General features: G+C 65.9%; 12 protein-coding genes. 7 read left to right on the forward strand and 5 right to left on the reverse strand.

Translation table 11 applies throughout. The features are described from left to right. From argS to C664_RS11420, 4 genes are all read left to right on the forward strand, one after another. Positions 1-1,764, forward strand: a complete 1,764-nt coding sequence (gene argS / locus C664_RS11405) for an arginine--tRNA ligase (protein WP_004259856.1) — start codon at positions 1-3, stop codon at positions 1,762-1,764. A gap of 15 nt (positions 1,765-1,779) precedes the next feature. Continuing rightward, on the forward strand, positions 1,780-2,412 hold the full coding sequence (locus C664_RS11410) for an SPOR domain-containing protein (protein WP_004259870.1): 633 nt from the start codon (positions 1,780-1,782) through the stop codon (positions 2,410-2,412). Between the two features lie 66 nt (positions 2,413-2,478). Continuing rightward, entirely contained in the window at positions 2,479-3,114 is a 636-nt protein-coding gene (locus tag C664_RS11415) for a thiol:disulfide interchange protein DsbA/DsbL (RefSeq protein ID WP_004259874.1), read from the forward strand. Continuing rightward, the gene (locus C664_RS11420; RefSeq protein WP_004259879.1) at positions 3,111-3,542 is read left to right on the forward strand and encodes a PilZ domain-containing protein; all 432 of its coding nucleotides are present in this window, start codon (positions 3,111-3,113) and stop codon (positions 3,540-3,542) included. The genes C664_RS11415 and C664_RS11420 overlap by 4 nt, the downstream gene beginning before the upstream one ends. A gap of 86 nt (positions 3,543-3,628) precedes the next feature. Here the strand turns inward: C664_RS11420 and C664_RS11425 are convergent, their stop codons facing one another. Both C664_RS11425 and C664_RS11430 read right to left on the reverse strand, forming a co-directional pair. Then, positions 3,629-6,244 (reverse strand): TRAP transporter permease, encoded by a 2,616-nt coding sequence (locus C664_RS11425; RefSeq protein WP_004259885.1) that lies wholly within the window; start codon positions 6,242-6,244, stop codon positions 3,629-3,631. Between the two features lie 119 nt (positions 6,245-6,363). Next, a complete protein-coding gene (locus C664_RS11430; protein WP_004259890.1) occupies positions 6,364-7,332 on the reverse strand; it encodes a TAXI family TRAP transporter solute-binding subunit in 969 nt (322 codons plus the stop codon). A 329-nt stretch (positions 7,333-7,661) separates the two neighbouring features. Between C664_RS11430 and C664_RS11435 the strand changes: the two genes are divergently transcribed. Further along, on the forward strand, positions 7,662-8,522 hold the full coding sequence (locus C664_RS11435; protein ID WP_004259892.1) for a helical backbone metal receptor: 861 nt from the start codon (positions 7,662-7,664) through the stop codon (positions 8,520-8,522). On the opposite strand, the gene C664_RS11440 is transcribed toward C664_RS11435, so the two are convergent. The 3 genes from C664_RS11440 to C664_RS11450 all read right to left on the reverse strand — a co-directional run bounded on the left by C664_RS11440 (position 8,519) and on the right by C664_RS11450 (position 11,916). Further along, positions 8,519-8,959, reverse strand: a complete 441-nt coding sequence (locus tag C664_RS11440; RefSeq protein ID WP_004259894.1) for a putative toxin-antitoxin system toxin component, PIN family — start codon at positions 8,957-8,959, stop codon at positions 8,519-8,521. The genes C664_RS11435 and C664_RS11440 overlap by 4 nt on opposite strands. A 69-nt stretch (positions 8,960-9,028) precedes the next feature. After that, positions 9,029-10,858, reverse strand: a complete 1,830-nt coding sequence (gene phaC / locus C664_RS11445) for a class I poly(R)-hydroxyalkanoic acid synthase (protein ID WP_004259898.1) — start codon at positions 10,856-10,858, stop codon at positions 9,029-9,031. A 38-nt stretch (positions 10,859-10,896) separates the two neighbouring features. Then, complete coding sequence (locus tag C664_RS11450) at positions 10,897-11,916, reverse strand: MBL fold metallo-hydrolase (protein WP_004259900.1); 1,020 nt, start codon at positions 11,914-11,916, stop codon at positions 10,897-10,899. Between the two features lie 162 nt (positions 11,917-12,078). Here C664_RS11450 and C664_RS11455 point away from each other — a divergent pair, with 162 nt between their 5' ends. Continuing rightward, positions 12,079-12,522 carry a MerR family transcriptional regulator gene (locus tag C664_RS11455; protein ID WP_004259902.1) on the forward strand — a complete coding sequence of 148 codons (444 nt, stop codon included), beginning with the start codon at positions 12,079-12,081 and terminating at the stop codon, positions 12,520-12,522. Between the two features lie 108 nt (positions 12,523-12,630). Beyond that, positions 12,631-13,098 carry a PaaI family thioesterase gene (locus tag C664_RS11460; RefSeq protein WP_004259903.1) on the forward strand — a complete coding sequence of 156 codons (468 nt, stop codon included), beginning with the start codon at positions 12,631-12,633 and terminating at the stop codon, positions 13,096-13,098. Positions 13,099-13,119: the final 21 nt, after the last annotated feature.

The raw sequence follows: 13,119 nt of genomic DNA on the forward strand, positions 1-13,119 counted from the left end.
ATGAGCGCCGACCCGAAAGTCCTGCTGACCGATCTGCTGAAGACCGCGCTGAAGAGCGTGGCGCCGGATCATGCCGATACCGCCATCCTGCTGGAGCGCCCGAAACAGGCGAGCCATGGCGACTTTGCCACCAACCTTGCGCTGCAACTGGCCAAGCCGCTGAAGCGCAATCCGCGCGACCTGGCCGCGCTGCTGCTGGCCGAACTGCCGGCCACCGGCCTCGTCGCCAAGGCCGAGGTCGCCGGCGCGGGATTCATCAACTTCACGCTCGCGTCCGATGCCAAGACCGCGGTCGTGCGCGACGTGCTGGCCAAAGGCGCGGACTTCGGCCGCGGCGCGGCCAAGGGCGTCAAGGTGCAGGTGGAGTTCGTCTCCGCCAACCCCACCGGCCCGCTGCACGTCGGCCACGGTCGCGGCGCGGCCTATGGTGCCTCGCTGTCGGACGTGCTGGCTTTCGCTGGCTACGATGTCACCCGCGAGTATTACGTCAATGATGCCGGCCGCCAGATGGACATCCTGGCGCTGTCGACCTGGCTGCGCTACCTCGCATTCTTCGGCATCGAGATTCCCTTCCCGCCCAACGCCTACCAGGGCGATTACGTGATCGACATGGGCCGCGACATGCGCGACGCCCACCAGGATCGCTTCGCCAAGGTCACGGCCCAGCAGGTGCTCGCCGGCACGCCCGGTCTGCCGCCCGCAGAGCGCAAGGACGACGAGTCCAAGCAGCAGCGCGAGGAACACCTCGATGCGCTGATCGCCAACGCCAAGCAGCTGCTCGGCGACGACTACGGTTGGGTGCACGGGTTTGCGCTGAACGAACAGCTCGGCGACGGCCGCGACGACCTCGGCGAGTTCGGCGTGCGCTTCGACAAGTGGTTCTCGGAGCAGAGCCTGTTCGACACCGGCCTGGTCGAGCGTGCGGTGACCCAGCTCGAGAAGCAGGGCCACATCTACGTGCAGGATGGCGCCAAGTGGTTCCGTTCCACTGCCTTCGGCGACGAGAAGGACCGCGTCGTGCAGCGCGAGAACGGCCTGTACACCTACTTCGCCTCCGACATCGCCTACCACCTCAACAAGTACGAGCGCGGCTTCGACCGCGTCATCGACATCTGGGGCGCCGACCACCACGGCTACATCCCGCGCGTGAAGGGCGCCATCGCCGCCCTTGGCCTGCCGCCGGAGAAGCTCGAGGTGGCGCTGGTGCAGTTCGCGGTGCTGTACCGCAACGGCCAGAAGACCTCGATGTCCACCCGCTCGGGCGAATTCGTCACCCTGCGCGAGCTGCGCAAGGAAGTCGGCAACGACGCCTGCCGTTTCTTCTACGTGCTGCGCAAGTCCGACCAGCATCTCGATTTCGATCTCGACCTCGCCAAGAGCCAGAGCAACGAGAACCCGGTCTACTACGTGCAGTACGCCCACGCCCGCGTGTGCTCGGTGTTGAACCAGTGGAGTGGCGAAGCGTCGGAACTCGCAGACGCCGACCTCGGCCTGCTGCAGAACGAGCGTGAGCTGGCGCTGTGCGCCCGCCTGTCGATCTTCCCCGAGCTGGTGCAGAACGCCGCGGCCGATTACGCGCCGCACCAGGTGGCCTTCTACCTGAAGGACCTCGCTGCCGATTTCCACAGCTGGTACAACGCCGAGCGCATGCTGGTGGAGGATGAGGCGGTCAAGCTCGCCCGGCTGGCGCTCGCGGCGGCGGTACGCCAGGTGCTCGCCAGCGGGCTCGCCCTGCTCGGCGTGTCCGCGCCGGAATCGATGTAATCCACGGAGACGCATGTGAGTCGTGATCGCAAGCCTGTTCGCAAGCCCGCGCGCGCGCCGTCGCGCAGTGGGGGCGGCACGCTGATCGGCATCTTCATCGGCCTGGTGTTCGGGGCGCTGATCGCCGCTGGGGCGGCGTGGTACTTCACCCGTTCCAATCCCTTCCAGGCCGCGCCGGTGGCGCCGCGTATCCCGTCGGCCGACCAGCCGCCGGCGGCCCTGCCGGGCAAGCCGGGCGACCGCCCGGTGGTGAAGCAGGACTTCGAGTTCTACAAGATCCTGCCGCAAGGCGACAACGTGCCGGCGGTCGTCGACCCGGCCGCAAAGCCCGGCACGCCAGCCGCGCAGCCCCCCAAGACGCCAGCCCAGCAGGCCCCGGCGCCGGTACAGGAAGCCGCGGCCAAGCCGGTCGAACGCCTTTACCTGCAGGTCGGGGCCTTCGAGAACCCGGGCGAGGCGGACAACCTCAAGGCCCGTCTGGCGCTGGCCGGTATCGAGGCGAGCGCCCAGCGCGCCCAACTGGCCGATGGTCGGGTGGTGCACCGTGTGCGCATCGGCCCGTTCTCGAGTCCGGAGGACATGAACCCGACGCGCGCCCGCCTGGCCGCCGCCGGATTCAATGCCTCGGTGAGTCGCAGCAATCCCTGACCTCCCTGCCGGGAACGCCCCGCGAGTTCCGGCGTCTGAATGCCGTCATCGAACCTGGAGCCCTGCATGAACCGTCGTGATGCCCTGAAACAGCTTGCCGCCTTTGCCGCAGCCCTGCCCGTCGCCAACGCCGCGTGGGCGCGGGATGCGTTTACCGTCCTGAATCCTGCGCAGAAGACCGACGATCCGTCGAAGATCGAGGTCGTCGAGTTCTTCCATTACGGTTGCCCCCACTGCCGCGATTTCGATCCGCTGGTCGAGGCCTGGAGCAAGAAGCTGCCCGCCGACGTGAGCTTCCGCCAGGTGCCCGCGATCTGGAACAACCCGCAGCTGGCCGGGCTGGCCCGCCTGTTCTATGCCGCCCAGGTGTCGGGCGAGCTGCACGCGATCCACGGCAAGGTGTTCGTGGCGGTGCAGGAGGAAAAGCGCCCGCTCCATTCCGAGGAAGGCGTGCGCGAGTGGATCACTGGCAAGGTCGCCGACACGGGCAAGTTCATGGACGCGTACAAGTCCTTCGGCGTCAATTCGATGCTGCAGCGCGCCGACCAGCTCGCCCGTGCGATGCGCATCCAGGGCGTGCCGACCGTCGTCGTCGATGGCCGCTTCGTGACGTCCGCCTCGATGGCGGGCAGCCACCAGAATGCGCTGAAGGTCACCGACGAGCTTATCGAGCGCATCCGCAAGGAGCGCGGCGGCAAATGAGCGAAGTGCGGCCCGCGCAGACGATGCTCGCGGAGGCGCTGGGAGGCGATCGGCGCGGTAGCCAGCGCTTCGTGGCGCGGCGCCGTGGCGAGCCGTGCTTCTGGGTCATGATCGGGGGTGAGCGCATCGCCCTCAACGACATCTCGCCCGAGGGTTTTTCGTTCCAGGCCGACGATCCGCAGGCCTTCGGCGAGGAGCTCGAGTTCGTGCTGCTGCGCGACGGCGTGCCCGACGAGATTCACGGGCGGGCGCGTCGCATGAACTACCTGGACGGGGCGGCGCAGATCGGCTGCCGGTTCGTGGCCTTGGAGGGGGACGGCACCGAACGCCTGCGGGACTGGCTGATCGCCCATGTGATCATGAGCGCCACGGTGCGCATTACGGAGAAAGACGCCGCTGCCATCGTCAGTGGTCGGTCGCTGATCTGAAGCGGCGTCGGGCTCGCATCGGGTAGAAGAAAAAAGCCGCTGACCCCTTGGGGGGCAGCGGCTTTTTTGCGGGCGCCGTATTGTGATCAGGCAGCGACGCGTGGCGCCGGTTCGCGTCGTGCGCGACGTTTCTGCACGAACCACACCAGCCCCAGCAAGGCGAAGGCGGGGATGAACATCCACTCCTTGTCCGGACGGTTGCTTGCGGGCAGTTCGATCGTCTTGATGGTGAAGCCCTGTTCGAGGCCGAGCTTTTCGGCCTGGCTGCCGAAGCGCACCGCGGCGACCTGCACGTCCTCGCCCAGTGCCATCACCGTCAGGCCCATCTGATTCAGGCGCTCGCGGGCGTTCGCCGCGGGTTCGCCGAGCGGCAGCAGTACGCCCTTGGAGATGTCGCGGCCCTCCAGGCTGATGCCTTCGACCCAGACGCGCAGGTTGGCATTGCGCGGCGCCTGCTCGACCAGGCGGGTGAGCTCGGTGGGCGGCACCTCCTCGAAGGGTGGGTACAACATGTCCATCCAGAAGCCCGGGCGGAACAGGGTGAAGGTGACCAGCAGCAGCAGCAGCGATTCGTGCACACGGCTCTTGGTTACGAACCAGCCCTGAGTCGCAGCGGCGAACATCATGCTGGCGAGCGTTGCGCTGACGATGGTCAGGATCAGGTGGAAGGCGTCGGTGATGTCGATCAGCAGCAGCTGGGTGTTGAAGATGAACATGAAGGGCAGGATCGCCGTCCGGCCGCTGTAGCCGAAGGCGGTGAAACCGGTCTTGATCGGGTCGCTCTTGGCGATGCCTGCGGCCGCGTACGAGGCCAGACCCACCGGCGGCGTCACGTCGGCCATCAGGCCGAAATAGAACACGAACATGTGGACCGCGATCAGGGGCACGAGCAGGCCGGTCTGGGCGCCGAGCTCGACGATCACCGGCGCCATGAGCGTCGACACCACGATGTAGTTCGCCGTGGTCGGCAGGCCCATGCCGAGGATCAGGCAGATCACCGCGACCAGGATCAGCATCACCATCAGGTTGCCGCCCGACAGGATCTCGACCAACTCCGTCATCGCGAGGCCGATGCCGGTCAGCGTGACGGTGCCGACGATGACGCCGGCGGTTGCCGTGGCGATGCCGATGCCGATCATGTTGCGCGCACCGGTGACGAGACCGTCGAACAGGTCCTTGAAGCCGTGCTTCAGCGTGGCACCGAAGTTGCCGGTGCCGCGGAAGAAGGCGAACAGCGGGCGCTGGGTGACGAGGATGAAGATCAGGAACAGCGTGGCCCAGAACGCCGACAGCGCGGGCGAGAGTTGCTCGACCATCAGGTTCCAGATCAGCGCCGCGACGGGCAGCAGGAAGTGCAGGCCGGACTTCAGGGTCGGGCCGATCTCCGGCAGGTACTCCATGGTCTCGCCAGGCTTGTCCATGTGCAGCTCGGGATACTTTGCCGCGAAGCGCACGATGGCGACATAGGCGCCAAGCATCAGCGCGCCCATCACCAGGAAGGCACTCTCGCCGAGCACGGTCTTGGCCCATCCCAGGCCCCAGTAGATGGCCGCGGAAAGGATCACCAGGCCGGACACGGTCATCGTCGTCGTCACCGCGACCCGCTGCCAGGGCAGGGGCTCACGCCGCGGCAGGCCCTGCAGGTTCATCTTCAGCGCCTCGAGGTGCACGATGTAGTACAGCGCGATGTAGGAGATCAGCGCCGGCACGATCGCGTGCTTCATCACCTGCACGTAGGTGATGCCCACGTACTCCACCATCAGGAACGCGGCTGCGCCCATCACCGGCGGCATGATCTGGCCGTTGACCGAGGAGGCCACCTCGACCGAGGCGGCCTTGTCCGCGCGGTAGCCGACACTCTTCATCAGCGGGATGGTGAAGGTGCCGGTTGTGACGACGTTGGCGATCGACGAACCGGAGATGAGGCCGGTGCTGGCCGAGGCGACGACGGCGGCCTTGGCCGGGCCGCCGCGCATGTGGCCGAGCAGGGCGATGGCCGACTTGATGAAGTAGTTGCCCGCCCCCGCCGTCTCGAGCAGGGCGCCGAACAGTACGAACAGGAAGATGAAGCTGGTTGACACGCCCAGCGCCACGCCGAACACGCCTTCGGTCGTCAGCCACAGGTGGCTCATGCCCTTGGCGAGCGAGGCACCGCGGTGGGCAATGACCTCGGGCATGTACGGGCCGAAGAAGATGTAGCCGAGGAAGACCACGGCGAGGATCACCATCGGCAGGCCGAGCGCGCGGCGGGCGGCCTCCAGCAGCAGGGTCAGGCCGACGACGGATGCCACCAGGTCGGTGGTGGTCGGCATGCCCGGACGGCCCGCGAGTTCCTTGTAGAAGATGAACAGGTAGGCCGCGCAGAAGGCGCCGGCCGCGGCGAACAGCCAGTCGACGACGGGAATGCGGTCACGCGGCGAGCGCTTGAAGGCCGGATAGGCCGCGAAGGCGAGGAAGACGGCAAAGCCGAGGTGGATCGCGCGTGATTCGGTGTCGTTGAACACGAACACGCCGAGCGAGAAGGGCAGGGGCGAGGCGATCCAGAGCTGGAACAGGGACCAGGCCAGGGCAACGACCAGCAGCAACTGGGCGGTGAAGCCGGTGGGCTTGCGACCCCCTGTGTCCGCTTCAGCCACGATCTGCTTGAGTTGTTCGTCGGTCAGCTCGATGCTGCGCGTATCTTTGTTGTCAGGGCCGGCCATGCGCCACCTCCCTCATTGTGTGTTGCTGGGTCGAACACGAAAAACGGCGAAGGGCTGATGGCCCGCCGCCGTTTCACAGAAAGTCGCGCCGCCCGTGTCGCGGGCGGCGCGCGGCGGAATTACATCCAGCCCTTTTCCTTGTAGTACTTCACCGCGCCATCGTGCAGCGGGGCGGACATGCCGTTCTTGATCATGTCCTTCGGCTCGAGGTTGGCGAAGGCCGGGTGCAGCTTCTTGAAGTCCTCGAAGTTCTCGAACACCGCCTTCACCAGGGTATAGACCGTGTCGGCCGGCACCTTGGACGAGGTCACGATGCTCGCCACGACGCCGAAGGTCTTGGTGGCTTCGGGGTTGTTGGCGTACATGCCGGCCGGGATGGTCGCGGGTGCGAAGTAGGGGTACTGGGCCAGGATCTTGTCCACGCCCGGGCCGGTGATCGACACCAGCTTCGCGCCGCAGGTGGTCGTGGGGTCCTGGATGTTGGCGGCCGGGTGGCCGACGACGAAGGCGAAGCCGTCGATCTTGTTGTCGCACAGGGCGGCGCCGTGCTCGTCGGGCTTCAGTTCCGAGGCGAGCGAGAAGTCGGCGAAGCTCATGCCCATCGCCGGCAGCAGCACTTCGAGCGTGGCGCGCTGGCCCGAACCCGGGTTGCCGATGTTGAAGCGCTTGCCCTTGAAGTCCTCCATCTTGGTGATGTTGGCTTCCTTGCGCGACAGCACGGTCAGCGGCTCGGCATGCAGCGAGAACACCGAGCGCAGGTCGGGGAAGGCGCCGCCGTCCTTGAACTGGACTTCGCCCTTCAGTGCGTTGTACTGGATGTCGGACTGCGACACGCCGAAGTCGAGCTCGCCGGCCTTGATGGTATTGACGTTGTAGACCGAGCCGCCGGTGCTCTCGACCGAGCAGCGGATGCCGTGCTGGGCGCGATCCTTGTTCATGAGGCGGCAGATGGCTCCGCCCGCCGCGTAGTAGACGCCGGTGACGCCACCGGTACCGATCGTGACGAACTTTTGTTGGGCCTGCGCGGGCGTGGCGCCGAGCGTTCCGAAAAGGGCGAAGGCGGCGGCCAGAGCGGTGATTTTCTTCATCTGTTCATCCTCGGAAAGGAAGTGTCTGAGTTGTCGCGTCGCGCCTGCGCAGCCGCCTGTGAGCGCGCTTTGGCGTGTGGAGGCGGTTCCGTGGCTGGACGACAGGCGGAGGATTGCATAGGTCGACTGGATTTGTCAGCTTCGGGTAGTCCGCAATAAGTGCGGAGTCCGGGCAAAGGAGAGCCCAGGCCGGGTGGACGCAGTGCCGATCAGGCGGTAAGGTCGATCGCTGCGGGTCGTCGTGCCCGCGTGATCGCGGCACTGCTTTCCGCGCCCCGGTGCGGGCGGAGCATGGGCCGCGCCGTCCGCCCCTCGATTGCCTGAACGCCATGCATCTCGCCGATCCCCGCTTCACCGATCCCGCTGCGCCCGTGTTGCGCGACGCGCTGGGTACCCTGCATCAGTCTGCGGGCTCGTCTGCGCGCATCGTCTCGCTCGTGCCCTCGCTCACGGAACTTCTGTTCGAGCTGGATCTCGGGGCACAGGTGGTGGGACGCACGGGATTCTGCATCCATCCGCGCGAAGCCCTGCGTGCCGTGCCCAAGGTCGGTGGAACGAAGGACGTGAAGATGGACCGCATCCGCGAACTGGCGCCCACGCATGTGATCGCGAACATCGACGAGAACCGGCGCGAAACCATCGATGAGCTTGCGGCCTTCGTGCCCAATATCGTGGTCACGCATCCCTGTGGGCCGCGCGACAACCTCGCGTTGTTCGACCTCTTTGGCGGGCTGTTCGGGCGCGAACGCGCCGCGCAGGCGCTCGCGGCCGATCTGCGTGCTGCGCTGGGCGAGGCGGAAGCAGTGAGGGCAGCGCTGCCGGCGGAGCGTGTGCTGTATCTCATCTGGCGCGAGCCATGGATGACGGTCGCGCGCGACACCTATGTGTCGGCCATGCTCGCGGAGGTCGGCTGGACCACCTTGCCCGGTGTACACGGCGGTGTCAGTGGTGCCGGGCGCTATCCGGCCTTCGATTGGTCGGCGGGCTGGCTCGGCGACGTGGAGCGCGTGTTCCTGTCGAGCGAGCCCTATCACTTCCAGTTGCGTCATGCCGACGAGGTGACGGCGCTGAGTGGCCGTCCGGCGACATTGATCGACGGCGAGATGGTGTCGTGGTATGGCAGCCGGGTGGTTGCCGGCTTGCGCTATCTGGCGGGGCTGCGTCGGCAGTTGGTCGATTTCGCGCGCTAGTCGTCCGCCAGCTGCGCGACGAGGCGTTCGGGCGTCAGGACAGTGAAGCGGTCGCGCACGAGTCGGTGTCGGGCCGGTTTCAGCAGGGCCTTGTCGCGCGTGACGAGATGGCTCGCGCCGGCGTCACGGGCGATCTCGAGGAACTTCTGGTCGTCGCCGTCCCGGCAGGCGGGCAGTGCTGCGGCATCGGCCGGCGGTGTGTCCGGTAGCAGGCTCAGGCGTACGCGATAGGTTTCGTGCAATAGCGCCTGGGTGGCAGGCTCGAGGCGAAACTGCGGGTAGCCGAGCACGATGCGCAGTTCGTCGAGCGCATCCGCCCGGCCGTGCAAGGAGCAACGGCCGTCCTCGATGAACGCGCGCAGCGGGGCCAGGCGCGGATCGCAGAACATCCACAGCGCGAGGACGGTGTTGGTGTCGAGGACGAGCCTGGCGGTCATGTCGGCGGAGGTGGGAAAAAAAGAAAAAGGGGAGGGTCACCCCTCCCCTGCCTGTAGAGCCGGCGCCTGTCAGGCAGCGGCTTTCTTGGCGTCGATGCGGATCTTGACGAAGGTGCCCGGCGCGTCTTCCAGCACCTTGAGCTTGCCCTTCGCCGGATCGCGCGGCTCGGTCTGCTCGCTGTCCATGGCGGTCAGCCAGGCCTGCCAGTCAGTCCACCACGAGCCGGCGTTCTGCTGCGCGCCGGCCAGCCAGTCGTCGGGCGTGGCGGGCAGCTTGGCGGCCGGGTTGATCCAGAAGCCGTACTTATTGGCCGCCGGCGGGTTGACGATGCCAGCGATGTGGCCAGAGCCACCGAGCACGAAGCGGACCGGGCCGCCGAAGTTGCGGGCACCTGCGTAGGTGCTCTTCCACGGCGCGATGTGGTCTTCGATGGTCGAGATGAAGTAGCACGGGGTCTTGATCTTGCCCAGGTCGATCGCAACACCGTCGATGGTGATGCCGCCCGGCTCGACGAGGCGGTTCTCCATGTACAGCTTGCGCAGGTAGAAGCTGTGCATCTTCGCCGGCATGCGGGTGGAGTCCGAGTTCCAGTACAGCAGGTCGAACGGGAACGGGTCCTTGCCGAGCAGGTAGTTGTTGACCACGAAGGACCAGATCAGGTCGTTGGCACGCAGCATATTGAAGGTGCCGGCCATTTCCGAGCCTTCGAGGTAGCCGCGCTCGAACATCTTCTTCTCGAGGCTGGACACCTGCCCTTCGTCGATGAACACACCGAGTTCGCCCGGGTCGGTGAAGTCGGTCATCGTGGTGAAGAAGGTGGCGGCCGAGATGCGGCTGGCCTGGCGCTTGCCGGCCAGGTAGGCCAGCGTGGTGGCGAGCAGGGTGCCGCCCAGGCAGTAGCCGGCGGCGTTGACCGACTTTTCGCCCGTCTGCTGTTCGATGGCGTCCAGCGCGGCGATGATGCCTTCCTGCACGTAGGATTCGAAGGTCTTGTCGGCGTGACGCTCGTCGGGGTTCACCCACGAGATCACGAACACGGTGTGACCCTGGTCCACACACCACTTGATGTACGAGTTCTTCTCGCGCAGGTCGAGGATGTAGAACTTGTTGATCCACGGCGGCACGATCAGCAGCGGCTTCTTCAGCACCTTGTCGGTGCTGGGCGTGTATTGCAGCAGCTGCATCATGTCGGTCTGGAATACGACCTTGCCCGGCGTGGTGGCGACGTTCTTGCCCAGCTCGAAGGCCGTGGTGTCGGTCATCTTCACGCGCAGGTTGCCGCCGCCTTCCTCGACGTCGCGCAGCAGGTTGTTCAGGCCCTTCAGCAGGTTCTGGCCGTGGCTCTTGACCGTCTCGCGGAAGACCTCGGGGTTGGTCATCGCGAAGTTCGACGGCGACAGCGCGTCGATGTACTGGCGGGTATAGAAGTTGACCTTCTTCTGCGTCTGCTCGTCCAGGCCATCCACGCAGCACACGGTGTCATGGATGTGACGTGCGGCGATCAGGTAGGACTGCTTGATGAAATCGAACAGGAAGTGCTCTTCCCACTCTTCGTCCTTGAAGCGCTTGTCCGACTTCTCGGGCGCGGCGACCGGCGCGGCGTGCAGGCCGGCAAAGCGCATCATCGAGTGCTGCCACAGCGAGAAGTAATCCCACACCAGGTTCATCTGCGCCTGGGCGAGCTTGTACGGGTTGGACAGCAGCTTCGCCATCATGTCCATGAAAGCCTGGGCGATGCCCAGTTCGTCAGCCGGGGCGGCGATGCCCTTCTTGAGCTGGCGATTGACGTGATCGCTGATCAGGTGCGAGGCACGGCGCGCGACCTCGGCATAGGTCTTGGCGACCTCCTGCGGATCGGGCAGTTCGGCGTGAGGGGTTTCGTTCGAGGGTGCAGCCATGTTGTTTGAACTCCTGGTTGGCGACCGGCGGGTCTCTCTCAATTGATTTTGACGAAACGGGTCAGACCATCCGCGCCGACCTCCCGGCGAAGCGCGCTCCGCTTCTCCAGATGGTTGAGGTGAGCAATCGCCTCCCCCATGGCGAACATGACCTGATGGGTATCGAGCTCGCGCGGAAACAGTGTCGCCAACAGTTCTCCAGCGGCTTTTGCTGCACTGCACTCAGCCAGCAGCGCGTCGCAACGCTCGCGGTGGTGGGCGACGAGTTGTTCCACTCTTGACCGGATACCCTTGAAAGGTTTGCCGTGGGATGGTAGCACGAGCGTGTCGTCGGGCAAGTTGCAGAGTTCCCGAATGGAGTCAAGAAAGTAGCCGAGTGCGTCGTCGTGCGGCGTTGCAGCATAGACGCTGACATTGGTCGAGATGCGGGGCAGCAGCATGTCGCCCGAAATGAGCAGTCCGAGTTCGGCGCAGTACAGGCTGGCGTGTTCCGGTGCGTGGCCGTAGCCGATGATGACGCGCCAGCTGCGCCCGCCGATCGACAGCGTGTCGTCGTTGCGCAGGCGGTGGTAGCGCGAGGGCATCTCGGGGACGCCCCGGCGATAGGCGTTGCCGCGCGCGGCCAGCGCGTCGGCGCGTGCGGTGTCGAGGCCGTGAGCGCGGAACTGGGCGACCATGTCGGGTACCGCGTAGCCCGGCAGCTGGTGCCAGATCGCGTGGCCGGCGAGGTACTCGCCCAGCGTCATGTGCAGGCTGGCGCCGTCGCGCGCGGCCAGCCAGGTCGCCAGCCCGAGGTGGTCCGGGTGGTGATGGGTGACAATGATGCGGCCGACGGGCTGGGGCCTCGCGTCGAGGATCGGCGTCCACCCCGCGCGCGAACTGTCTGATCCATAGCCGCAGTCGACGATGACGCGTTCGTCGCCGTCGTCCAGCAGCCACAGGTTGATATGGTCCAGTGCGAAGGGCAGGGCCATGCGCACCCAATGGACACCGGGCGCGACTTCGAGCGTCTGCCCCTCGGCGGGCAGGTCGGGGAAGGGATAGTGCAGTACGGACATGGGACTCCCGGTGTCATGGGGCACGCGACTCGTCGATTTGCGTTGCTCAAATCGTTGAAATCTGCTTAACTTTTGCCAGTATTTGTAAGTTTTCTTATATAAAACAGTATCTTGTCGATTGCGCGGGAATTCTCCCGCGCAATCGACCTGCCGCGGATTGCAATGGGCGACGAACAAACCTACACCATCACCGAACTGGCGCGCGAATTCGACATCACGCCGCGCGCCATCCGTTTCTACGAAGACCAGGGCTTGCTCACTCCGGCGCGCGCGGGACGGGCCCGGGTCTACACCAAGGCCGATCGCACGCGGCTGAAACTCACGCTGCGCGGCAAGCGCCTCGGCCTGTCGCTGGCCGAGATCCGCGAGTTGCTCGACATGTACGGCGGCGTGCGCAATTCGGCGCAGCAGCTCGAAAGCTTCCTCAAGGTGCTGGCCGAGCGCCGCGCCGCGCTCGAGCAGCAACGCCTGGATATCGAGGCCGTGCTCCTCGAGATCGACATGCTGGAGCAGCAGTGCCATGCCTTGCTCGGTCACAACGCCGAAGGGGCGGCTGCAGCCCAGGCCGAACTGGCGCGGCACATCGACGAGGCGGGCATCGGTTGAAACGCGGGGCCTTGCCCCGTTTTTTTGACCTCAAGCTTACGTTGACGTAAACGTAAAAACAACGAAAATACCGTCACAGCGATAAGGATACCCACGGAGACACCGACCATGCGCCCGGAGATGCCGCAGTTCCAGCCCAAGGACCCAGACTACGCCGGTCGCGTCCGCGCCAGCTTCGACCTGCAGCACGCGATGGCCTTGATCGGGGCGCGGCTTGCCGTGGTCGAGCCGGGCTTCGTCGAGATCCATCTGCCGCACAAGACGGAGATCACCCAGCAGCACGGCTACATCCATGGTGGCGTGGTGGGCATGATCGCCGACTCGGCGGCAGGCTATGCGGCCAATACCCTGACGCCCTCGGACACCAGCGTGCTGACGGTGGAGTACAAGCTCAACCTCGTCGCGCCGGCCGATGGCCAGCGCCTGGTGGCGCGCGGCGAGGTCATCAAGCCGGGGCGCACGCTGATCATCACCCGCGCCGAAGTGTTCGCGATCCGCGACGAGCGCTGGACCTTGTGCGCGATCATGCAGCAGACCATCATGGCCATGCAGGGCAAGAGCGAGCGCGGGGGCTGATGCGAACCGGTCCTTCATTGC

Origin of the sequence: Thauera sp. 63, assembly GCF_000310165.2 — a bacterium.
GTDB lineage: Bacteria > Pseudomonadota > Gammaproteobacteria > Burkholderiales > Rhodocyclaceae > Thauera > Thauera humireducens.